Annotated in this window: 16 protein-coding genes; 14 read left to right on the forward strand and 2 right to left on the reverse strand. The window is 71.2% G+C overall.

Annotated features, from left to right (window positions below):
• The first annotated feature begins 208 nt into the window (after positions 1-208).
• The 13 genes from DQ384_RS06325 to DQ384_RS06385 all read left to right on the forward strand — a co-directional run bounded on the left by DQ384_RS06325 (position 209) and on the right by DQ384_RS06385 (position 16,022).
• On the forward strand, positions 209-2,605 hold the full coding sequence (locus DQ384_RS06325; RefSeq protein WP_114027744.1) for a non-ribosomal peptide synthetase: 2,397 nt from the start codon (positions 209-211) through the stop codon (positions 2,603-2,605).
• Positions 2,606-3,023: 418 nt separating this feature from the next.
• Positions 3,024-3,446 carry a hypothetical protein gene (locus DQ384_RS06330; RefSeq protein WP_220182803.1) on the forward strand — a complete coding sequence of 141 codons (423 nt, stop codon included), beginning with the start codon at positions 3,024-3,026 and terminating at the stop codon, positions 3,444-3,446.
• Positions 3,443-4,459: a BtrH N-terminal domain-containing protein gene (locus tag DQ384_RS06335; RefSeq protein ID WP_114027746.1), complete on the forward strand. Its 1,017-nt coding sequence runs from the start codon at positions 3,443-3,445 to the stop codon at positions 4,457-4,459. Before DQ384_RS06330 ends, DQ384_RS06335 begins: the two co-directional genes overlap by 4 nt.
• 28 nt (positions 4,460-4,487) lie before the next feature.
• Positions 4,488-5,843 carry a DegT/DnrJ/EryC1/StrS family aminotransferase gene (locus DQ384_RS06340; RefSeq protein ID WP_220182804.1) on the forward strand — a complete coding sequence of 452 codons (1,356 nt, stop codon included), beginning with the start codon at positions 4,488-4,490 and terminating at the stop codon, positions 5,841-5,843.
• Between the two features lie 101 nt (positions 5,844-5,944).
• Positions 5,945-6,763 carry a transketolase gene (locus tag DQ384_RS06345; protein WP_114027748.1) on the forward strand — a complete coding sequence of 273 codons (819 nt, stop codon included), beginning with the start codon at positions 5,945-5,947 and terminating at the stop codon, positions 6,761-6,763.
• Entirely contained in the window at positions 6,760-7,743 is a 984-nt protein-coding gene (locus DQ384_RS06350; RefSeq protein ID WP_220182805.1) for a transketolase family protein, read from the forward strand. Before DQ384_RS06345 ends, DQ384_RS06350 begins: the two co-directional genes overlap by 4 nt.
• Positions 7,744-7,762: 19 nt before the next feature.
• Entirely contained in the window at positions 7,763-7,927 is a 165-nt protein-coding gene (locus tag DQ384_RS06355; RefSeq protein WP_114027749.1) for a lysine biosynthesis protein LysW, read from the forward strand.
• The gene (gene lysX / locus DQ384_RS06360; protein WP_114027750.1) at positions 7,924-8,793 is read left to right on the forward strand and encodes a lysine biosynthesis protein LysX; all 870 of its coding nucleotides are present in this window, start codon (positions 7,924-7,926) and stop codon (positions 8,791-8,793) included. The genes DQ384_RS06355 and lysX overlap by 4 nt, the downstream gene beginning before the upstream one ends.
• Entirely contained in the window at positions 8,781-9,824 is a 1,044-nt protein-coding gene (argC, locus tag DQ384_RS06365; RefSeq protein WP_114027751.1) for an N-acetyl-gamma-glutamyl-phosphate reductase, read from the forward strand. Before lysX ends, argC begins: the two co-directional genes overlap by 13 nt.
• 12 nt (positions 9,825-9,836) lie before the next feature.
• The gene (locus DQ384_RS06370) at positions 9,837-10,691 is read left to right on the forward strand and encodes a [LysW]-aminoadipate kinase (protein WP_114027752.1); all 855 of its coding nucleotides are present in this window, start codon (positions 9,837-9,839) and stop codon (positions 10,689-10,691) included.
• Complete coding sequence (locus DQ384_RS06375; protein WP_114027753.1) at positions 10,688-11,836, forward strand: M20/M25/M40 family metallo-hydrolase; 1,149 nt, start codon at positions 10,688-10,690, stop codon at positions 11,834-11,836. Before DQ384_RS06370 ends, DQ384_RS06375 begins: the two co-directional genes overlap by 4 nt.
• Entirely contained in the window at positions 11,833-15,132 is a 3,300-nt protein-coding gene (locus DQ384_RS06380; protein WP_114027754.1) for a non-ribosomal peptide synthetase, read from the forward strand. Before DQ384_RS06375 ends, DQ384_RS06380 begins: the two co-directional genes overlap by 4 nt.
• Positions 15,129-16,022: a thioesterase domain-containing protein gene (locus tag DQ384_RS06385; RefSeq protein WP_114027755.1), complete on the forward strand. Its 894-nt coding sequence runs from the start codon at positions 15,129-15,131 to the stop codon at positions 16,020-16,022. The genes DQ384_RS06380 and DQ384_RS06385 overlap by 4 nt, the downstream gene beginning before the upstream one ends.
• Before the next feature lie 89 nt (positions 16,023-16,111).
• Here DQ384_RS06385 and DQ384_RS06390 read toward each other — a convergent pair whose 3' ends face one another.
• Complete coding sequence (locus tag DQ384_RS06390) at positions 16,112-16,810, reverse strand: response regulator (RefSeq protein ID WP_114027756.1); 699 nt, start codon at positions 16,808-16,810, stop codon at positions 16,112-16,114.
• A 410-nt stretch (positions 16,811-17,220) separates the two neighbouring features.
• On the reverse strand, positions 17,221-17,580 hold the full coding sequence (locus DQ384_RS06395; RefSeq protein WP_114027757.1) for a VOC family protein: 360 nt from the start codon (positions 17,578-17,580) through the stop codon (positions 17,221-17,223).
• 1,981 nt (positions 17,581-19,561) lie between these two features.
• On the opposite strand from DQ384_RS06395, the gene DQ384_RS06400 reads away from it, so the two are divergent.
• A complete protein-coding gene (locus tag DQ384_RS06400) occupies positions 19,562-20,311 on the forward strand; it encodes a sulfotransferase-like domain-containing protein (RefSeq protein WP_114027758.1) in 750 nt (249 codons plus the stop codon).
• Positions 20,312-21,338: the final 1,027 nt, after the last annotated feature.

Here is a 21,338-nt window from a genome sequence, read left to right on the forward strand (position 1 = left end):
GGCGAAACGGTGCGCTTAACCGAACAACGGGATGGGCCAAGAAACTTGCAACGTCATCACGTGAGAGGCGAAACCAGGCTGCCTTCATACCAATGGATCACGTATTCCAAGGCTCATGGGCCATGGCGTACGGTGACGGTTCCGAAAGCAGTACGAGGGCGCGCGCAGGCGCTCGGCAGAGATTCCCGTGCGGGGGAAGGTCACAGCCATGCCAGATACCGATCACTTCGAGCTATGGACGGACGAGCCCCGGCGGGCGGGCCGGCCGACTCCGGACGGCACGGTCGAGCTGGTCTTGTCCGAGGCGGACGCGGACGCCGTCCGCGCGCTCGCCTCGCGGGGCGGCGCGAGCCTGGGGGCGGTGGCGCTGGCCGGGTTCGCGGCCGTGCTGCACCGGTACACCGGCCGGGCGGAGATCCCCGTCCAGGCGGGCGCGGAGCCCGGCGCCGAGACCGTCCAGGCCGACCTGTCGGGCGACCCGGGCTTCGCGGCGCTGCTCGGGCGGCTCAAGCTCGACCAGCGTCAGGCCGCGTTCACTGCGGACGGGCTGTCGGTGAGCCTCGACGGCTTCGGCGCCCCGGACGGCGGTACTGGTGGCGGTACCGATGGCACGGACGGCACGGCCGGTTCAGGGCCGCGCGTCGTGGCCGGCTACGACCGCGGCCTGTACCACGAGGACACCGCGCGGCGCCTGGCCGGCCACGTGGCGACGCTGCTGGCCGGCGCCGCCGCCGACCCTGCGCTCCCCGTCTCACGCCTGCCGCTGCTCACCGCCGCCGAGCGCGAGACCATCGACGGCTGGAACGCGACCGAGGTGGACTACCCCACGGCGCACACCGTGCCCGAGCTCATCACCCTCCAGGCGCGCGCCACCCCGGACGCGGTGGCGATCCGGTTCGAGGGAACGTCGGTCACCTACCGTGAGCTGGAGGAACGCGCCAACCGGCTCGCCCGCCACCTGCGCGCGCTCGGCGTCGGCCCCGACGCCGTGGTGGCGGTGCACCTGGAGCGGTCGGTCGAGCTCGTGGTCGCCCTGGTCGCGACGCTGAAGGCGGGCGGCGCGTACCTGCCGCTCGACCCGCAGTACCCGCCGGCCCGGCTGATGTTCATGGCCGAGGACGCGCGGGCGCGCGTGCTGCTCACCAGGCGGTCGCTGGCCGGCCGGGTGAACGTCCCCGACCTGCGCCAGGTCTGCCTGGACGACCCGGCCGAGGGGCTGGACGACCTGCCCGCCGAGCCCCCCGCCGAGGCACCGGCCCTGGCCGACCTCGCGTACGTGATCTACACCTCGGGCTCCACCGGGATGCCCAAGGGCGTGATGAACACCCACGCGGGCCTGCTCAACCGGCTGCTGTGGATGCAGGAGACCTACCGGCTCGGCCCCGGCGACGCGGTGATGCAGAAGACGCCGTGCGGGTTCGACGTCTCGGTGTGGGAGTTCTTCTGGCCGTTCCTCACCGGCGCCCGGCTGGTCGTGATCAAGCCGGACGGGCACAAGGACATGGAGTACCTGGGCGAGGTCGCCGAGGCGGAGCGGGTGACGTTCCTGCACTTCGTGCCGCCGATGCTCGCGCTGTTCCTGGAGTTCGCCGACCTGTCGAAATGCGGCTCGATCCGCCAGGTGGTGTGCAGCGGCGAGGCCCTGCCGGCGGACCTGGTGCGCAGGTTCTTCGCCTCGGGCCTCTCGGCCGGGCTGGACAACCTGTACGGCCCGACCGAGGCGGCCATCGACGTCACCCGGTGGGCCTGCGGCCCGGAGGACCCGATCATCCCGATCGGCGCGCCGATCGCCAACACCACCGTCCACGTCCTGGACGCGCACGGCAACCGGATGCCCGTCGGCATGGCCGGTGAGCTGCACCTGGGCGGCGTCCAGCTCGCCCGCGGCTACCTCAACCGGCCCGACCTGACGGCCGAGAAGTTCGTCACCGACCCCGAGGACCCGGACGGGCGGCTGTACGCCACCGGCGACCTGGCCCGCTGGCGCGCCGACGGCGTCGTCGAGTTCCTAGGCCGCATCGACCACCAGGTCAAGCTGAACGGGTCCAGGATCGAGCTGGGCGAGATCGAGGCCGCCCTGCTGGCCAACCCGGCCGTGGCCCAGGCCGTGGTGGTGCTCGGCGAGGACAACCGGGGCGAGCCCGCGCTGGTGGCCTACCTGGTGTACCGGGGCCACCCCGAGCCGGGCGGCCGGGTGCGCGCGCGCCTGGCCGAGCGGCTGCCGGAGTACATGCTCCCGACGATGTACGTGGCGCTGACCGAGATCCCGCTGTCCCCGAACGGGAAGGTCGACCGGGGCGCCCTGCCCAAGCCGGCCGTGCGGGACCTCGGCACCTCGGAGGCCGAGTTCGTCGCGCCCCGGGACGACGTCGAGCGCCTGCTCGCCGACCTGTTCGGCAAGGTGCTCGGGCGCGGGCCGATCAGCATCAAGGACAGCTTCTTCGACCTCGGTGGCCACTCCCTGCTCGCGGCGAGGCTCACCGCGCGGCTGCGCAGGAACTTCGGCATCGACGTGCCCATGCGCATGCTCTACGCCGGGCCGACCGTGGAGAGCCTCGCGGTGGCGCTGGTGGAGGCGGCGCTGGTCGCCGAGAGGGACGCGTGAGAGGGCGCGGCGGGGCCGCGTTGTCATCACGGCGTTGAATCGCGCCGCGAAATCTCATCGCGGCGTGCCATCGGTGGCGCACGGCATCAACGGGTGGCGTCGGCGGGAGTCCCCCTCCTGTGGATGTGTACCCGAGTGCCCGACTTGTAGATTCGCGGCAAGTGGAGAGCATTCTCCCCGGCGGGGTTGAATCGTTGACGGAGGTCACGTGGACATGGTTTCTGGGGCGAAAACCGGTGTCCCGCCGTTATCCGTCGTCACCATGACGACCCTGCGGCCCGTCGACCTGACGGGGCACTGGAACAATCGCGGGATTTCGGCGGCCGCAGGGACCGGATCGGGTGGTTTCAACGTGTGGCGTAATTCGTTTCCGGCCGAATACCTGCCGCCGCCGGGCGCGCAGGTGGAGGTGGAAGGGGTGCCATTTCGTTTCGGCGGGCCGGATCCCGCGGGCGACAACATTCGCTGCGCGGGCCAGTACGTCGAGCTCCCCGAGGGCCGGTACGACTGGATCCATCTGCTGACCGCCGCCGAGCGGCGGACCGAGGACACCGTGGCGCTGCACTTCGCCGGAGGCGAGGTGGACTTCGAGCCGCTGCGGGTGTCGGACTTCTGGGCTCGGGCGCACGCGGCGTTCGGCGAGGCCAAGGCGTTCGAGACCCCGGTCATGCACTACCCGCACCACGTGCAGCCACGGGTGGAGGCCCTGATGTGGAGCCAGCGGGTCCCGGTGACCCGGCGCGCGCCCCTGCGCGGCCTGCGGCTGCCGCGCAACGTCGCGATCCACCTGTTCGCGATGACCCTGCAGACGGCCGGCGAGCCCGTGGCGGAGCGGTCATGAGCACGCCGCCGGCCACGCCCGCGCTGTGGTACCGCGACCTGATCAGTTGCCTGCAGTCGACGCTCGCCGCCGCGCTGCTGCGCGAGGGCCGCGATCCCGTGGACGCGCTCGGCGCGCACTGGGAGTTCCTGTTCAAGCCGGGCGACGTCACGTCCGAGGAGTTCTACTACCCCTGCCGGTACCCGGGCGACCTCGGCCGCAGCCTGGCCCCGCACCACGGCCTGTCCACCACCTGGCACCGCCCGGCCGACCCCGGCGACCCCCTGGAGGACGTGCGGCGCGCGCTCAAGGACGGGCACTTTCCGATCATCGCGGTCGACAACTTCCACCTGCCCTTCCGTCCCGCCTACCAGGACGTGCACGCCGCGCACCTGATCGTCGTGTACGGCCTGGACGAGGCGGCCGGGCAGGCGTACGTCAGCGACGCGATGCCCCCGGCGCACGCGGGGCCGATTCCGGTCGCGGCCCTGCTTGCGGCGTGGACCTCGTCCAACCCCAAGGACGTGCAGGACGCGTTCTTCAGCGACTCCGCCATCGGCGGCCGCTACCTGACCGTCACCGTGGGGGACGCCCCGGAGACCACCCCTGCGTTCGTGCGCGAGGTGCTCACGGCCAACGTCGCCGGGTTCGAGGCGGACCGGGACACCGCGGGCTGGGGCGGCCTGGCCGGCGTGCGGGACTTCACCATGAGCCTGGCCGGCCGGGCCCGCGCCGGCGACGCCCGCGCGCTGGAGGAGGCGTACCCGTTCGGCTGGGGCATGCAGGCCCAGGCCGCGCTGCACGCCGAGTTCCTGCGCGCCTGCGGGACGCGCTGGGAGGTGCCCGCGCTGCGGGAGGCGGCCCGGCTGGCGGAGCACGTCGCGCACGCCTGGACCGGGGTGCGGATCACCGCCGCGCACGGCAGGAGCGACCCCGCCGCGGCGGCGCCCGACCTGGCCCGGCACGGGGGACGCCTCGTCGCCGCGTACGAGGCCGCCGTCGCGGGACTGCGCGAGGCGGCCGGGTTCCTGTGACGGCCTTCCCAGCCCTGGAGGGGACACCTTGACCAGCCCAGAGACCATGCCCGGCGCCGCGGCGTCCGGGCGAGACCGCGGCGCGGCCGGCGACAGGGATCGGCGGCTGGCCGCGTTCGGCGGCAGGCCCGCCGTGCCGAGAGAGCTGCGCAACCCGCCCTGGCCGGTGATCACCGACGACGACCGGGCCGCCGTGCTCGGCGTGCTCGACGGGGCGGCCCTGGTGTCGGACACCGACGGCGAGACGGCGGTGTCGGTCCTGGAGCGGCGCTGGGCCGAGCGGACGGGGGCCGCGCACTGCGTGGGCACGTCCAACGGCACCACCGCGCTCCAGCTCGCGCTCGCGGCGCTCGGCGTCGGCCCGGGTGACGAGGTGATCGTCCCGGCGCTGAGCTTCATCGCCAGCGGGCTGGCCCCGCTGCACCAGATGGCCATCCCGGTGTTCGCCGACATCGACCCGGTCACGTTCAACATGGACCCCGCGGCGGTGGAGGCCCTGGTCACCCCGCGGACCGCGGCGATCCTGCCGGTGCACCTGCACGGCCACCCCGCGGACATGGACGCGCTGAACGCGATCGCCCGCCGCCACGGCCTGGCGGTGGTCGAGGACGCCGCCCAGGCGCACGGCGCCTTCTACAACGGCCGCCCGGTCGGCTCGCTCGGCGACGCCGCCGCGTTCAGCCTCCAGGTGACCAAGAACCTTCCGACCTGCGGCGAGGGCGGCCTCGTCACGATAAATGACGACAAGGTGGCGGAGACGGCCCGGATGACCCGCCAGTTCGGCGAGGTCATCGAACCCGGCCGCGACCGCGACTACATCTCCTACCTGCTCGGCTGGAACCACAAGCTGAGCGCCGTGCAGGCGGCGTTCACGCTCTCCCAGCTGGAACGCTTCGACGCCTACGACGCGGCGCGGCGCGGCAACGTCACCGCCTTCCTCGCCCGGCTGGCCGAGCTGCCCGGCCTCGTCGTGCCCTCCCGCGTGGGGGACGTCACGCACGCGTGGCACATCCTGCGCTTCCGCTTCGACCCGGTCGCGGCGGGTCTGCCGGACGTGCGCCCCGAGGCGTTCCGCGTGGCGCTGCACCGCCTGCTGCGCGCCGAGGGCGTCCCGGTGTCGCGCTACCAGTTGCTCGCGCTGCCCGAGCAGAAGGTCTTCACCGACCGGATCGGGTACGGCTCCGGCTACCCGTGGGCCGCGGGCGACCCGCAGGCCGACGCCGAGCATCCGGTCGCCACGCAGGTCATCGCCGACTCGCTCACATTGCAGAAGCGCCACCTCAACCCTGACGCCGGCCTCGCGCTGCGGCACTACGCCGACGGCTTCGAGAAGGTGTGGGCGAACCTGGACATGGTCGCCGCGATCGCGAAGTCGGCCCGGTGACCGCCGTCGTGGGCGCCGACACGGGCCCGGAAACGAGCGCGGAAACGGGCGCGGAAACGGGCGCGGAAACGGGCGCCGTAGTAGGCACGGCAGGCACGGAAATGACCGCCGACGGCCTCAGGGAGACCGCCCTGCGGATCCGCCGCCACATCGTGGACATGTGCGCGGGCCCCGAGGGCGGGCACCTCGGCGGCTCGCTGTCCAGCGCCGACATCCTCACCGTCCTGTACTTCTCGGTCCTGCGCTGCGACCCCGCCGCGCCGGACGACCCCGGCCGGGACGTGTTCCTGCTCAGCAAGGGGCACGGCGCGATCGGCCTGTACGCGACCCTCGCCGAGCGCGGCTACCTCCCCGTGGCCGAGCTGGCGACGTACGCCCGTCCCGGCGGCCGCCTGATGGGCCACCCCGTGCGCGCCGTCCCCGGCGTGGAGATGCCGACCGGCTCGCTCGGGCACGGCCTCGCGCTCGGCCTGGGCTTCGCGCTGTCGGCCCGGCTCGCCGGACGGGCGAACCGGGCGTTCGTACTTCTCGGCGACGGCGAGCTCCAGGAGGGGTCCTGCTGGGAGTCCGCCATCGCCGCGGCCGCTCAGGGCGCCGACAACCTGGTGGCGATCGTCGACAGGAACGGCCTCCAGCTCACGGGCGCGACCGAGCAGATCTCCCCGCTGGAGCCGATGGCCGCGCGCTGGCGGGCGTTCAACTGGGCGGTCCGCGAGGTGGACGGCCATGACCACGAGGCGCTGCGCGAGGCGCTGGCCTCGGCGCCGTGGGAGCCGGGACGTCCGAGCGTCGTCGTCGCGAGCACCGTCAAGGGCCAGGGCCTGGCGATGGTCGCGGGGAAGGCGCACAGCCACTACGCCACCCTGTCCGAGCGGATGCACGCCCGTGCGGTCCGCGCGCTGCGGGCGGGTGACCGGTGAGCGCCGTGGCCACCCGGACGGTGTACCGGGACGCGCTGGTCGAGCGGATGGGCGCCGACCCGACGGCGGTGTGCCTGGACACCGACACCGGCCTGTTCTCCGGCGTCGACTTCGGCGACGCCGCCGCGCGCTACCTCAACCTCGGCATCGCCGAGCACACGCTGATGGGCGTGGCGGCGGGGATGGCGGCCTCCGGCTGGCGGCCGTACGTCAACACGATGGCCGCGTTCGCGGGCGCCCGCGCGCTGGAGGCCGTCAAGATCGACATCGCCTACAACGCGCTCCCGGTCCGCATCATGGCCACCCACAGCGGCGTCTCGGCCGGGCACCTCGGCCCGACCCACCACGCGCTGGAGGACCTCGCCGTGATGCGGGTCCTGCCGAACATGACCGTGGTCGTGCCGGCCGACGGCGCCTCCACCACCGCGCTGCTCGGCCAGGTCGCCGACCTTCCCGGACCGGCGTACGTGCGGCTCGGCCGCAAGCCGACCCCGTCGCTGCCCGAGGACACCCCGCCGCCCGTGCTCGGCCGGATCCAGCGGCTGCGCGACGGCGGCGAGGTCGTCCTGGTGTGCGCGGGCCCGCTGCCCGTGCTGGCCGCGCTGGAGGCCGCCGGGACGCTCGCCGCCGAGGACGGGCTGGACGTGGGCGTCCTGCACGCGCACACGCTCAAGCCGTTCGACACCGGGACGCTGACCGCCGCGACGGCCGGCGCGCGGCTGGTGGTCACGGTCGAGGAGCACTGGCCGTCCGGCGGCCTCGGATCGGCCGTGGCCGAGGAGCTCGCCGAGCACGCGCCGCGCCCGCTGCTGCGCATCGCCATGCCCGACCGGTTCGTCGACACCGTCGGCGGCCAGGAGCGGCTGATGGCCGACAACGGCATCACGGCCGAAGGTGTCGCGGCACGGGTGCGCGCCAGGCTCGCCGGGCTCGCTGACACGGCCGCCGCGCCCGGCACACAGACCCGCCCGATTCCATGACGAAGAAGAGGAGAACCCCATGATCGCCTGCCCGGAGTGCGAGGCCAAGGTCGACCTGCCCGACGCGCCTCGCCTCAACGAGATCCTGGAATGCGGTGACTGCCACGCGGAGCTGGAGATCCTCTCTCTGGAGCCGACGCTGGTAGGACTCGCGCCCGAAGTGGAAGAGGACTGGGGAGAGTGACCTCACCCGGCACCCTCGCCGTGGTCGCCTCCCGGATCCGCGCCGACGAGAAACGCATCTTCGACGCGCTGGACCGCAGGGGCGTCTCCTATGTCCACGTGGACAGCCGGACGATGTGGAGCTCGGCGGACATCGCGCCGCTGCCGTGGGATCGGGCACTGAACCGGGAGATCGGGCATGTCCGCGCGGCGTACGCGGCGCACAGCCTGGAGGCGGTGGGCACCCTCGTGGTGAACAGTGCCCGCGCCACCGAGGTGTGCGGCGACAAGTGGCGCACCTCGATGGCGCTGCGGTCCGCGGGGCTCCCCGCCCCCCGGACCGCGCTGGCCCTGACCCCCACGGCGGCGCTGACGGCGATCGAGGAGATCGGCTACCCGGCGGTGCTCAAGCCGTTGGTGGGCTCGTGGGGGCGGCTGGTGACCTTCGTGCCCGATCGGCAGGTCGCCGAGACGGTGCTGGAGTACATCGCCGCCCTGCCCTCCCCGCAGTCGCACGTGGTCTACGTCCAGGAGTTCGTCGACAAGCCGGGACGCGACATCCGCGCCCTGGTGATCGGCGGCGAGGTGCTGGGCGCGGTCTACCGGCGCAGCGAGGAGTGGCGGACGAACGTGGCGCGCGGCGCGGTCACCGAGCGGTGCGAGGTCACCGACGACATGGCCAAGCTCGTGTACGGCGCGGCGCGGGCGACCGAGGCGGACATCGCCGGGGTCGACCTGGTGGAGGACGAGGACGGCAGGCTGCTGATCCTGGAGGTCAACGACACCGTCGAGTTCTCCGGTTTCCAGCACGCGATGGGAGATCGGGTGGACGTGGCGGGAAGGATCGTGGATCACGTGCTGACCGGGGTGCCCACATGGCGCGAGTGACCATCGTCGGCGGCTCGGGGTACATCGGCGGCGAACTGCTGAGGCTGCTGCTCGGCCACCCCGAGGTCGAGGTCGCCGCCGTCACCTCGGCCCGGCTCGCCGGACGCCGGGTGGACGGCGCGCACCCGAACCTGCGCGGCCTCACCGACCTGACCTTCGCCGACCCCGACAAACTGGACGAGTGCGACGCGCTGTTCCTGGCGACGCCGCACAAGGAGACCATGGGCCGGATGGCCGGCTTCCTGAAGCTCGCGCCGCGCGTCTTCGACCTGTCGGCCGACTTCCGGCTCCGGGACCCGGCCCTCTACCGGCGCTACTACGGCCTGCCGCACGAGGCCGCCGACCTGCTGCCCGAGTTCGCGTACGGCCTGCCCGAGCTGCACCGGGACCGGCTGCGCACGGCCGACCGGATCGCCGTCCCCGGCTGCATGGCCACCGCGGCGATCCTGGCCCTGCACCCGCTGGCCGCCGCCGGGCTGGTGGAGCCGGAGGTGACGATCGACGCGCGCACCGGCTCCAGCGGGTCGGGCGCGTCGGCGGGGTCGGAGAACCTGCACGCCGAGCGCAGCGGCGCGATGCGCGTGTTCGCCCCGACCCGCCACCGGCACGAGGCGGAGATCGGCCAGGAGACCGGCCTGTCGGCCCGGATGAGCGCCACCGGCGTGGAGGCGGTGCGCGGCGTTCAGGTCGTGTGCAGGGCGCGGCTGGCGCCGGGCGCGGACGAGCGGGCGGTCCGCTCGGCCTTCCGCGCGGCCTACGCCGAGGAGCCGTTCGTCCGCGTGGTGGCGCAGAAGCGCGGCCTGTACCGGCTGCCCGAGCCGAAGATCCTCAGCGGGTCCAACTTCTGCGACGTGGGGTTCGCCGTGGACGACGACGAACCGGCCGGGGGCGCAGGACGGGCCGTGGTGCTGGTCGCCGCGCTGGACAACCTGGTCAAGGGCGGCGCGGGCAACGCGGTGCAGTGCATGAACATCCGGTACGGCTGGCCGGAGCGCGCGGGCCTCACGTTCGCCGGGCTCCACCCCAACTGACGGAAGGCGAGCATGACCGACATCACGGTGGTCAAGTGCGGGGGCAACGCCTCGGTCGAGGTGGACGAGGTGTGCGCCGACGTGGCCACGCTGCGCGGGCGCGGCGCCGAGGTGATCCTGGTGCACGGCGGCTCGGCCGACATCGAGCGGCTGGCCGCCCGGCTGGGCGTGCCCAGCCGGCAGGTGGTCGCCCCCGACGGCGTCCCCGCCCGCTACACCGACCCCGCCATGCTGGAGGTCGTCACGCTGGCCCTGGCCGGCATGTCCAAGCCGCGGCTGCTTGCCTCGCTCGCCGCCCGCGAGGTGCCCGCCGTCGGGCTGACCGGCCTGGACGCCGGCCTGCTGCGCGCCCGCAGGAAGGCCGCGCACCGCGCCGTCGTGGACGGCGTCCGCGTGATGGTCAGGGACAACCAGGTCGGGACGATCACCGCCGTGAACGCCGGCCTGCTGCGCACGCTGCTCGACGCGGGCCTGGTGCCGGTGATCTCCCCGCCGGCGCTCGCCGAGGACGGCCGCCCGGTGAACGTCAACGCCGACCGGGTCGCGGCCGCGGTGGCCGCGGCGGTGGGCGCCGCGCGGCTGGTCATGCTGACCGGCGCGCCGGGAGTCCTCGCCGACGTCGCCGACCCGGACTCCGTGCTGCCCGTGGTCGAGCTCTCCCCGAACGAACCACCCGCCCACCGCGCCGGCGGGATGGGACTCAAACTGATCGCCGCCCGCGAGGCCCTCACGGCGGGGGTGCCCGAGACGCTGATCGCCGACGGACGCCGGCCCCGGCCGGTGACGGCCGCGCTGGACGGCGCCGCGACCACGGTCGTCCTCGCGGGGCGGGACCGCATCGACACCCTGGAGACGAGCCCCTCATGAATCATTGGCCCAGCGCGGAGACGGGCCCGGTCAGCGAGACCTTCGCGATCGGGCTGCTCCGCCGCATGCTGGAGATCGACTCCCCGTCGCACCACGAGGCGCTGCTCGCCCGCACCCTGGTCACCATCATGCGGGAGCTGGGTTTCAGCGCGTACGTCGACGAGACGGGCAACGCCGTCGGCGAGATCGTCCGGGGCGACGGGCCGACCGTGATGCTGCTCGGCCACATGGACACCGTCCCCGGCACGCTGCCCGTACGCTCCATCAGCGGCAGCCTGTACGGCCGGGGCGCGGTCGACGCCAAGGGACCGCTGGCCGCGATGATCTGCGCCGCCGCGGGCACGCCCGAGTTCCGCGGCCGGGTCGTGGTCATCGGCGTCGTGGAGGAGGAGACGCCCTGCTCGCGGGGCGCGATGGCGATCCGGCAGAACCACACCCCCCCGGACGCGCTGATCATCGGCGAGCCGAGCGGCTGGTCGAGCGTCGTCATCGGCTACAAGGGCAAGCTCGACCTGCGCTACCAGGTGACGGTGCCGCCCACCCATCCGAGCAACCCGGTGCCCAAGGCGTCGGAGCTGGCGGTCCGCTGCTGGGACTCGCTGGTGGACCTGCTGCCGCCGCAGCCCGGCCACGCCGTGTTCGACCAGCCCACCCCGACCCTGGTGTCGATCAACGGCGGCCTGGCCGTCGCCGAGATGGAGCTGAGCGTGCGCACCTCGCCGGGCTTCGACTCGGCCGCCCTGGTCCGCGACCTGCGCGACCGTCTGGACGGCGCGGGCGAGCTGACCGTGGTGAACTCGGTGGCCGCCTGCCGCACCCACCGGCGCGACCCCGTGGTGCGCGCGCTGTTCGCCGGCATCGCCAAGCAGCAGGGACGCGCCACGGCCAAGCTGAAGACCGCAACCTCGGACATGAACACCCTCGCCGAGGTGTGGGACGTGCCGATGGCCACCTACGGGCCCGGCGACAGCTCCCTCGACCACAGCGAGGACGAGCACATCGTGCTGGCCGACTACCTGCGGGGAATCGCGGTTCTCTCCAGCGCCCTCAACGACCTGTCCGACCTGCCATACCACGAAGCGCGGAGATCGACCCTGGCCGGACCGACCAGCAATGCTCCCGTGCAGACACGGAGGAACCGATGACCGAGATGCTCAAACGCCTGGCCAGGCTGCCCGAGGACAAGCGCGCCCGTTTACTCGCCCAGTTACGCGCGGGGGCCGAGCCCGCCTCGAACCTCGGGCCGGTGGCCCGGCAGGGCACGGGCCCGGTGCCGCTGTCCTTCAACCAGGAACCCCTGTGGACGCACCACCGGCTCTCCCCCGACGAGCCGACGTACAGCATGCCGTTCTGCTACCGGCTGCGCGGCGAGCTTGACGTCGAGGCGCTGCGCGGCGCGCTCACCGGGCTGGTCGCCCGGCACGAGTCGCTGCGGACCAGCGTGACCGAGCGCGACAACACCCCGGTTCAGGTGATCGCGCCCGAGATGCCGGTCGAGATGCTGATCGTCGAGGCGTCGAGCGAGCAGGAGGTGGAGGCGCTGCTCAAGATCGAGGCGCGCATCCCCTTCGCGATCGAGACGCCGCCGTTGTGGCGCATCCGCTTGTACCGGCTGGCCTCCGACGACCACTACCTGCTGTTCAACGTGCACCACATGGTCTTCGACGGCTGGTCGACGACGGCGCTGGTCCGGGATCTGGCCGAGCTGTACCGCGCGGGAAAGAACGGCGTCGAGCCGGACCTGGCCGAGCTGCCGGTGCAGTACGCCGACTACTCGATCTGGCAGCGTGAGTGGCTGGCGGGCAAGCGGCTGGAGGAGCTGAACACCTGGTGGCGCGAGCGACTCGCCGACGCCCCCACCCTGGAGTTCCCGACCGACCGGCCGCGCCCGACCCAGGTGACGTTCAACGGCGCCGGGATGCAGACGAACCTGCCGCCCGAGCTGGACCGCGCAGTGGACGGGCTCGCCCGCAAGATCGGCGTCACGCCGTTCAACATCTTCACCGCCGGGTTCGCCGTGATGATGCAGCGCTACAGCGGCCAAGACGACGTCGTGATCGGCTCGCCGAACGCCAACCGGCGCTTCAGCTCGCTGGAGACGGTTACCGGCTTCTTCATCAACCAGCTCGTCCTGCGGTTCGACCTGTCGGGCGACCCGACCTTCCGCGAGGTCATCGACCGGACGCGGACCGTCGTCCAGGACACCTTCAGCCATGGCGACATCCCGTTCGGCAAGCTCATCGAGGCCGTCCGGCCGCCGCGCGACCCGTCCCGGCAGCCGCTGTTCCAGATCGCCTTCGCGGTGACCGACTTCGCGCCGCCCATCCAACTGGAGGGCATCAAGGTCGGCCTCGTCGGGACGCACACCGGGACCTCCCGGTTCGACATGGCCTGGGGCCTGACGCGGAACGGTGAGCAGACCACCATCGAGTGCGAGTACAACACCGACCTGTTCGACGCCGAGACCATCGAGCGGTTCGCCGCCAACTACGGGCAGTTCCTGCTCAACGCCTGCGCCACGCCGCAGACCCCGCTGTCGTGGATCGAGGCGCTGGACGAGCGCGAGTACAACCGCGTCCTGTCCTTCGGCGACGGCCCCAAGCGGGAGGTGCGCCACACCACGATCACCGCCGAGTTCGAGGCGCGCGTCGCCGACCGCGGCCAGGAGACGGCACTCGTCGTGGACGAGACGCCGATCAGCTACGCCGAGCTGAACCGCCGGGCCAACCGGCTGGCGCACCACCTCATCGACCTCGGCGCCAAGCCCGGCCAGGTCGTGGCGCTCGCGCTGCCGCGCTCGGCGGACCTGGTGGTGTCGGTGCTGGCCGTCCTGAAGTCCGGCGCGGCCTACCTGCCGCTGGACCCGACCAACCCGAGCGCCCGCATCGCGCAGATCCTCGGCGACGCCGACGCGCTCGCCGTCCTGACCGACTCCTCGCTCAGGGAGCGCGTGGCCGAGGCGGGACGCCAGCTCGTCGTCCTGGACGAGATGGGCGACAAGCTGGACGCAGCGCCGGACACCGACCCGCAGTCCACGGCCGGCCCCGACGACGTCGCGTACATCATCTACACCTCGGGCAGCACCGGGCAGCCCAAGGGCGTGCTGATCGAGCAGCGCAGCGTCGTCAACTTCATCGGCACCGTCCAGGAGCTCTTCGAGCTGACCCCGGACGACCGGGTGCTGGGCTTCGCCTCGCTCAACTTCGACGTCTCGGTGTTCGAGATCTTCTCGGCACTGCTCACCGGCGCCCGGCTGTACCTGGCGGTGGACGAGGAGCGGCTGTCCATCGAGCGGCTCCAGGGCCTGATGGAGCGGTCGGGCATCACGGTCATCGACCTGCCGCCGGCGGTGATGAACCTGCTGGAGCCGGAGAGGTTCGACGCCCTGCGCATCGTGTTCGTCGGCGGCGAGGCGTTCTCCGCCGAGCTGGTGAACCGGTGGAACCCCGGCCGCCGGCTGTTCAACGGCTACGGCCCCACCGAGTGCACGGTCACTATGATCGTCGAGGAGTGCCCGGGCACCTGGGAGTCCACCCCGCCGATCGGCCTGCCGATGACCAACCACGTGGCGCACGTCCTGGACCAGCACCTCAACCCGGTGCCGTGCGGCGTGCCGGGCGAGCTGGTCATCGGCGGCGAGGGCCTGGCCAGGGGCTACCTGAACCGGCCCGAGCTGACCGAGGAAAAGTTCGTCGCCGACCCGTTCGGCACCGCGCCCGGCGGGCGGCTGTACCGCACGGGCGACCTGGTCAAGCGGCTGTCCGACGGGCGCATCGTCTTCATCGGGCGCATCGACCAGCAGGTGAAGATCCGCGGCCTGCGCATCGAGCTGGGCGAGGTGGAGGCGGGCATCGCCGCCTTCCCCGGGGTCGCCCAGGTGGCGGTCGAGCCGTGGACGGACGCCGCCGGTGAGCGTCACCTCGTCGGGTACGTCTCCTCCGGCAAGGACCTGCTGGACATGAACGCGCTGCGCGAGCACCTGGCCGGACGGCTGCCCGCGTACATGATCCCCTCGTACTTCGTCGACCTGCCCGAGCTGCCCCTGAACAGCAGTGGCAAGGTGAACCGGCGCGCGCTGCCGGACCCCGAGCCGCTGTCGGGCAGCGGCCCGGTGGCCCAGCCGAGGACCGAGACCGAGCGCGTCCTGGTGCAGGAGATCATGGGCCCGCTGCTGCGCAACGAGCGCATCGGCGTCGGCGACGACTTCTTCCAGCTCGGCGGCAACAGCCTCCAGGCCGCCCAGCTCATCTCGTCGATCAACCGCCGCTTCAAGGTGCGGATCTCGCTGGCCGACTTCTTCCTGTCCCCGACCCCGTCGCACATCGCCGGCATCGTCGACTCCCAGCGCATGGACGACATGAGCGAGGACGAGCTGCTCGCGATGCTGGAGTCGATGTCGGAGGACGAGGTCAACGCCCGGCTCGAAGGGGAGAACCGATGAGCACCCCGTTCAGCGAGGACAAGCTGGCCAAGCTGTCCCCCGAGCGCCGCAAGCTGTACGAGCAGATGCTCGCGCGGCGGGCGCAGACGGCGGCCGTGCGCGACAGCCAGGCCGTGGTGATGCGCCCCGGCACCGAGCCGCGCAACCTGGTGCTGATGAACCCGAGCGGCGGCGCGCTGTTCTGCTACGTGCCGCTGACCCGGGCGCTGCGCGAGGGGTTCCCCGTGCTCGGCTGCCTCAGCAGGCCCGGCGACCGGGCCAAGCCGATCGAGCGGCGGCTGATCGAGGTCGGCACCCGCATCCTCGACGAGCTGGGCGCGGAGCTGGACCTGTCGACCTGCGTGTTCGCCGGGTGGTCGTTCGGCGCCTGCCTGGCCTTCGAAGTGGCCCGGCAGCACGCCGAGCGCACCGGGGCCCGGCAGCCGGTCATGCTGTTCGACGCCGAGTACGCCACCGACCTCGGCGTCGCCGTGCCCGACGAGGAGGAACTGCGCCGGCAGTTCGTCTACGACGTGTCCCGGCTCCAGGGCGTGCCGACGAGCGAGCTGGGCTGGCTGCTCAAGCCGCTGGACAGCCTCACCCCGATCCCGGACATGCTGGCCAGGTCGGGCGTGTCGCTGGACCTGTCGGAGGAGGAGACGCGGGACCGGTACCACATCTTCGCCGGGGCCGCGGAGGCGCTGTACCGCTACCACCCGCCGGCGCCGTACGACGGACCGGTGTACGCCCTGATCGCCGGGGCGCACATGGCCAGCACCGAGGCGTGGCGGCGGCAGTCCACCGGCGAGTTCCATCACCTGGCCCTGTCGGGCGACCACTACAGCGTGTTCGACGAGCGGAACCTGCCGCGCGTGGCGCACGCGGTCGAGGAGGCGATGGCCCGGGTCTGACCGGGCCCCGCACGGGCGTGCGGCCCCTCACCCGGCGGGGTGAGGGGCCGCACGTACGGCTGTGAAGCGTTTCAGTTGTCAGCCCGGTCTCAGTTGTTGGCCAGGTCGAACTCCGCCTGCATCATGCCGGCCCGGTAGGCGAACGACACGAGCTGGGCGCGGTCGCGCAACTGGAGCTTGTTGCGCAACCGGTAGATGTGCGTGCGGACCGTGGCCACGGAGATGGACAGGGTCACTCCGATGTCCTCGGTGGACATCCCGCGCGCGGTCAGCAGCAGCACCTCGCGTTCGCGCTCGGTGAGCGCGGCGGCGTACGGCTGCAGCATGTCGTCCGGCTCGGTCTTGTGCTGGCGGAACCAGTCCAGCAGGCGCTGCGTCATCCGCGGGGTGAGCATCGCCTGGCCGCTGGCGACGGTCCTGATCGCGGCGACGAGGTCGTCGCGGCTGGTCTCGCGGGTGAGCAGGCCGCTGGCGCCGGCGTGCAGCACATTGGTGAGCGTGTCGTGGGTGAGCGTGTCGTCGTGCTCGTTGGTGGCGAACACCACGACTCGGGGGACGGGGTCGAGGTCCTCCCGCAGCAGGCGGCGGATCAGCTCGATGCCGAGCATGCCCTGCAGGGTGAGGCCTGTGACCACAACGTGTGGGCGGTACGAGCGAACCAGCATGATCGCGCGTTGCCCGCTGTCCGTGGTGTCGACCACGGTGATGTCGGACTCAGCGTCCAACAAGGTACGCAGACCGTCCCTGACCAGGGTGGTCTCGTCGCAGATCAGGACCCGATAGTGCACGGTTATGACACCTGCCCTGAACTGGTCTCTCTGACGGCGACCCCTGAACCGGTCTCCCTTACGGCGACCTCGGTCGGTCTCTCTCGCTTCCCGGGTACTCGCAGCAAAGCGAACCTCACTAATTCCTTTTCGCGCAAGTTCCTTTTCGAGAGCCGTTCACCTGCCGGCGACCATCCCGTGCGTGGTGCCCCCCCACATAATGCGCGGAATACCTAGTCATTTGAATATTTCAAACGACGTCGCACGACCTCGCCCAAGTCCGAACAAACCCCCTGTAAAAGGGATCTCCATGCCCGCCCTAACGAGAAGCTTGCATCTGCGACCGAACTCTGTCAAGCCTGTTTCTTTAGTTTGTCTCGACACGGGTCGTCTATTGCGCTGTGTAAGTGACCCTAAACGCTATGTAATCGTCATCGTCCCGCGGCGTTGCGGAGAACACAGAATTCGTTCCCCTCGGGGTCGGCCAGCACCACCCAACCCTGCCCGTTGGGCTTCCGGCGGTCGGACACCAAACGCGCGCCGATTCCGATCAGACGCTCCACCTCGACGTCGCGGGGGACATCCGGCCGCAAGCAGAGATGCACCCGATTCTTGACGGTCTTCGGCTCGGGAACCCGGGCGAAGTAGAGGACCGTGTCATTCGGCAGCGTCACCGTCGCATAGAAGGAATCGTAATCATCGACGGGCTGTCCCGTGACCTCGCTCCAGAACCGCGCCAACTTGACCGGAACCGCGCAGTCGAAGGCCACATTTTGCAAAAGGGATGGCACCCGGCGATTATCCCGGCGTCGGACGCCGCATGTCAATCTTGGCGACAGGACCGAATTGGCGAGTTTCGGTCGGCTCTAAGCCGGGATCGACCCCACCTACTTAACGTGAATAGGGGATGTCCGAAAACCGGCGTCCGCGACGCTGGCGGTCCGCGAGGACGGCACGAGAACGTCCCCGGCCGCGATCCTGACGACGTTCTCCGAGGTCGCGATCACAATCGCGCCCCGCGCCGCGAGGTCGTCGTGTTCACGACCGTCCACAGGAAGACGTTCCAGGTGACCGCCCCTTTTGGGCCATCGCCGCGTGGCCGGGCCGCATTCGTTCACCGACGGCGCGCGGGTACGGAATCGATCAAGCGACCTTGGCGACATGTGCCAATATGTTCGATCATGGCGCTGATATCCCATATGGCGCTCATCGGGGCTTCCGTCGCCCGGACTCGGCCGCACGCGACCAGGCCCCCGACGTGATTTACGGCGTCCGCCTTGATCGGCGAGCCGCGCGACGGCCGTTCGGCGCGTGGGCTTCTGAACAGGCATTCCGCCGGGCGGCCTCCGCCCGGTCACGGCTTCGCCGACGATCCCCGATGCCCGCCGGCCGGCGGTATCGGTCCGCGGACATGGACTTCTTCCCCAGGAGAACATCTCGCCACCCCAGCGCTCCGCCCCCGGCCCCCTATGCGCCACCCCATCCCACCGCCTCCCCGCAGGTCGTGCCACGGAGAAGTGCACACGACCAGCCGGCACCGGGCATCGCCATTCTCGTTCGGCACGAATCGGACACGGGCGCCTTCTCGGCGATAAATTCCCATGCGCCTTGCCGATGTTACGGACCGGCAGGACGGTGCACCGGCGATCCTCTTTGATTCGGTTCGCCGGTACTCGCCGCGCTCGAATACGGAAGGCCCGAACCCGGCCCGGGAGGGGACAATCGACGTGCCGGCACCGGTATCCCGGCACGCGGAGACGAATGGAACGCACGGCGCCCCACGACCGCCCGGGAAAGCCTCCTGACACCTGAGCGACCCCTTTACCGTGCGCTCGGAAAAATGCTTCACGGACGGAACCCGGCGACCGGAGGCGGGGTTATCCGTGATCGCTTCGGCGCGCTTCACCGATGCCCTCACGAGAAATTTCAATGGGAACGCGGACGCTTGACCACAGCCCTCGCAGAACGGAATTCACGATATCGGCGGGCGCGCCCGCCGACGCCATCATCGATCTCCGCCGACACGCCACCCCGGCCGTCCCCGGGACACCCTCACGCGAAAATCCAGAGCGTTTCACAGGACACGGCCGCGCGCCGGCGCCGACGATGTGCGGCGGATTCCGCGCATGAACGGCCGAATACGCGAGAGTGTTCCCGGCGAAAAGAGGGCGACGTGGACCACGCGATCCGCCGCGCCATCCCGCCGCGTCGGAACCGGTCCGCGGGAGCTGTTCTCCGAAGACGCCGCGTGTGTTCACCCGCACGACGACGGCCGTCCGCGAGAACGTCCGAAGATGCCCGGCCCCCTCGTTCGCGCGGATTGCCGGAGTCATTGCCATGTGGACGCGCGACGGCCCGGGTAATCGTCGCAGGGAGGCCCGGGTAACCGTCACGGGTAGACGGCTCTCGCACTCTCCACCACAATGCCCGGAGAGAAACCTCCGCCCGTACGGCGCGCCGATCGGCATACCCCACCGTGATCGCCGGCGACCGCGTCACATCAGGGCGGCCCACCCCATTCCACAGGCGCTGCCAAACGCACCGAAATCGCCGGAGCCGGACCCGGCCGGCCCTCTTCGCCGCCGCGCCGATCGACGCGAATGAACGAGTCCTCCCTGGTCAGAGCACATGCGCCGGGCCGCGCACCACCCTCGGCCGGGCGCGCGGGAAAACCCGACGGCCGCACTCGAACTTTGGGCGCCCCGCGCGCGGAAAGCGCCCGGCCGTCATATCCTTTTCGGCACGACCACGAAACAGGCGGAGGCCAACGTAATGAACAGCGGAACCCCAGATGCGCCACGGATCTTAGCATTGTGGAGCGCGCCGCGTTCCCGGTCGACCGCATTCCTGAGAATGATGGCCGCCCGCGGCGACTACACCGTGGTGCACGAGCCGTTCTCGCATGTCGTCGATTTCGGTGAGGCGCAGGTGGGCCCCTTCACGGTCCATACCGAAGCGGAGTTGATCGCTACCCTGCGTGAGCTGGCCACCCGCGAGCCGGTCTTTTTCAAGGACACCACGGACTTCCACTACCGCGGGCTGCTCTCCGACGAGCGTTTCCTCACGGAGGCGACCCACACGTTCATCATCCGTCACCCCGAACAGGCCATCGCCTCCCACTTCGCGCTCAACGCCGATCTCGGCCGGGACGAGATCGGCTTCGCGTGGCTCGCCGAGATCTACGACGCGGTCGCGGCCAGGTCGCAGACGCCTCCGGTGGTCATCGACTCCGAGGACCTGATCGAGAACCCGGTCGGCACGGTGAGGGAGTACTGCGCCCGCGTCTCCATCCCGTTCATGCCCGAAGCGCTGAGCTGGCAGCCCGGGGTACGCGACGACTGGCGTAAGACCCAGCGCTGGCACGAGTCGACCAGCCGCACCGACGGCTTCGTCCGCACCGCGGGCGCGAACACCGACCTCGTCCGCACCAACCCCGAACTCTCCGCCTACCTCGACTACCACCTGCCCCACTACGAACGCCTCCACGCCGCACGCATGCACGTGACGACCGAAGACGCATGACCAACGGAAGCGCGTGACGAGCGCCTGGTGCGCTGTACACCTATGAGCACCGGGCCCCTCCCCTCCCGCCCGCTACGCCCCTGCTCGACCGGCGCCGGGTCGGCGGGAAGTGGTACGGCCGATCCGGCGCCGGCGTGCGGTGGGTCGCCCGGTGGACGTCCGTGGACGGCTCACCGGCCGATTCCGGAGCCGGGACGGCGGCCCTGTGGCGCCGAGAGCGCGGGCCACAGGGCCGGCCGAATGTCCGGTGACTTCACAGGGAATTCGTTTCACGCTCCGACGCGGCACCACGTACCTGGGAGAACACAAAACCGAATTGTGTTCAGTTTCCTCCTCGGGGACATTGGAGGCGTCCGTCAGCCCCTACACATCCCCTCATTCGCCTTTCTTCCGATCGCGCGCCATCGCGTCCCCACCGTGCGCACGAGCGCCAACGCGGTAGGCCCAAGCTCCTCCCATGACTGGTCCACTGACCAGTGGTCGGATCCGGTTGTGAGCCTGGCCTGCACAAACACCGCCGCCCCGGCGCCGAGCGATATCACCGCCGCGGGACGTTCCGTCGCGAAGTGAGGACCCGGCGATTCCGGGACCTTGAAATGAGGACCGGACCGGCCCTATTCTCCCGCCCCCGCCGACACGCCCCCGCGCCGCGTCCCCGAGCCATTGAATTGACACCGCCGCAGGCGGCCGGGAAGCCCCGGATGCCTCCGTCTCGTCACCGTGCCGATTTTCACGCTGTGATGTCCCAATACGCACGCCCCGTCGCGCCCCCGGCACTTCAGCCCCGCGCCAACCCCACCTTCCAGCCACCTCTTCCACACCCCGTCACATTCCGTGACGCTTTGCCAATTTCACTTTCCCCGGCCGATCCCGTCGGCCGATCACCCCGCCCGCCCCATCCGGTCTCCATTCGAGTACCTTCGGCCGACCCCAAACCCCCCGGCCGAACTCCCGGCCAGAACCCGCTGACCGGAGGACGCACACAGCGGACTACTGAAAGACGTTTCAGCGATTTCGCAGACCTTGC

Source organism: Sphaerisporangium album (assembly GCF_003323745.1).
GTDB classification, from domain to species: Bacteria; Actinomycetota; Actinomycetes; order Streptosporangiales; family Streptosporangiaceae; genus Sphaerisporangium; species Sphaerisporangium album.

Bases quoted from the DNA above. Each gene is read 5' to 3' on its own strand.
- DQ384_RS06380 (WP_114027754.1), top strand. From the start codon at position 11,833: ATGACCGAGATGCTCAAACGCCTGGCCAGGCTGCCCGAGGACAAGCGC.
- DQ384_RS06355 (WP_114027749.1), top strand. From the start codon at position 7,763: ATGATCGCCTGCCCGGAGTGCGAGGCCAAGGTCGACCTGCCCGACGCG.
- DQ384_RS06345 (WP_114027748.1), top strand. From the start codon at position 5,945: ATGACCGCCGACGGCCTCAGGGAGACCGCCCTGCGGATCCGCCGCCAC.
- DQ384_RS06400 (WP_114027758.1), top strand. From the start codon at position 19,562: ATGAACAGCGGAACCCCAGATGCGCCACGGATCTTAGCATTGTGGAGC.
- argC (WP_114027751.1), top strand. From the start codon at position 8,781: ATGGCGCGAGTGACCATCGTCGGCGGCTCGGGGTACATCGGCGGCGAA.
- DQ384_RS06375 (WP_114027753.1), top strand. From the start codon at position 10,688: ATGAATCATTGGCCCAGCGCGGAGACGGGCCCGGTCAGCGAGACCTTC.
- DQ384_RS06385 (WP_114027755.1), top strand. From the start codon at position 15,129: ATGAGCACCCCGTTCAGCGAGGACAAGCTGGCCAAGCTGTCCCCCGAG.
- DQ384_RS06325 (WP_114027744.1), top strand. From the start codon at position 209: ATGCCAGATACCGATCACTTCGAGCTATGGACGGACGAGCCCCGGCGG.
- DQ384_RS06370 (WP_114027752.1), top strand. From the start codon at position 9,837: ATGACCGACATCACGGTGGTCAAGTGCGGGGGCAACGCCTCGGTCGAG.
- DQ384_RS06335 (WP_114027746.1), top strand. From the start codon at position 3,443: ATGAGCACGCCGCCGGCCACGCCCGCGCTGTGGTACCGCGACCTGATC.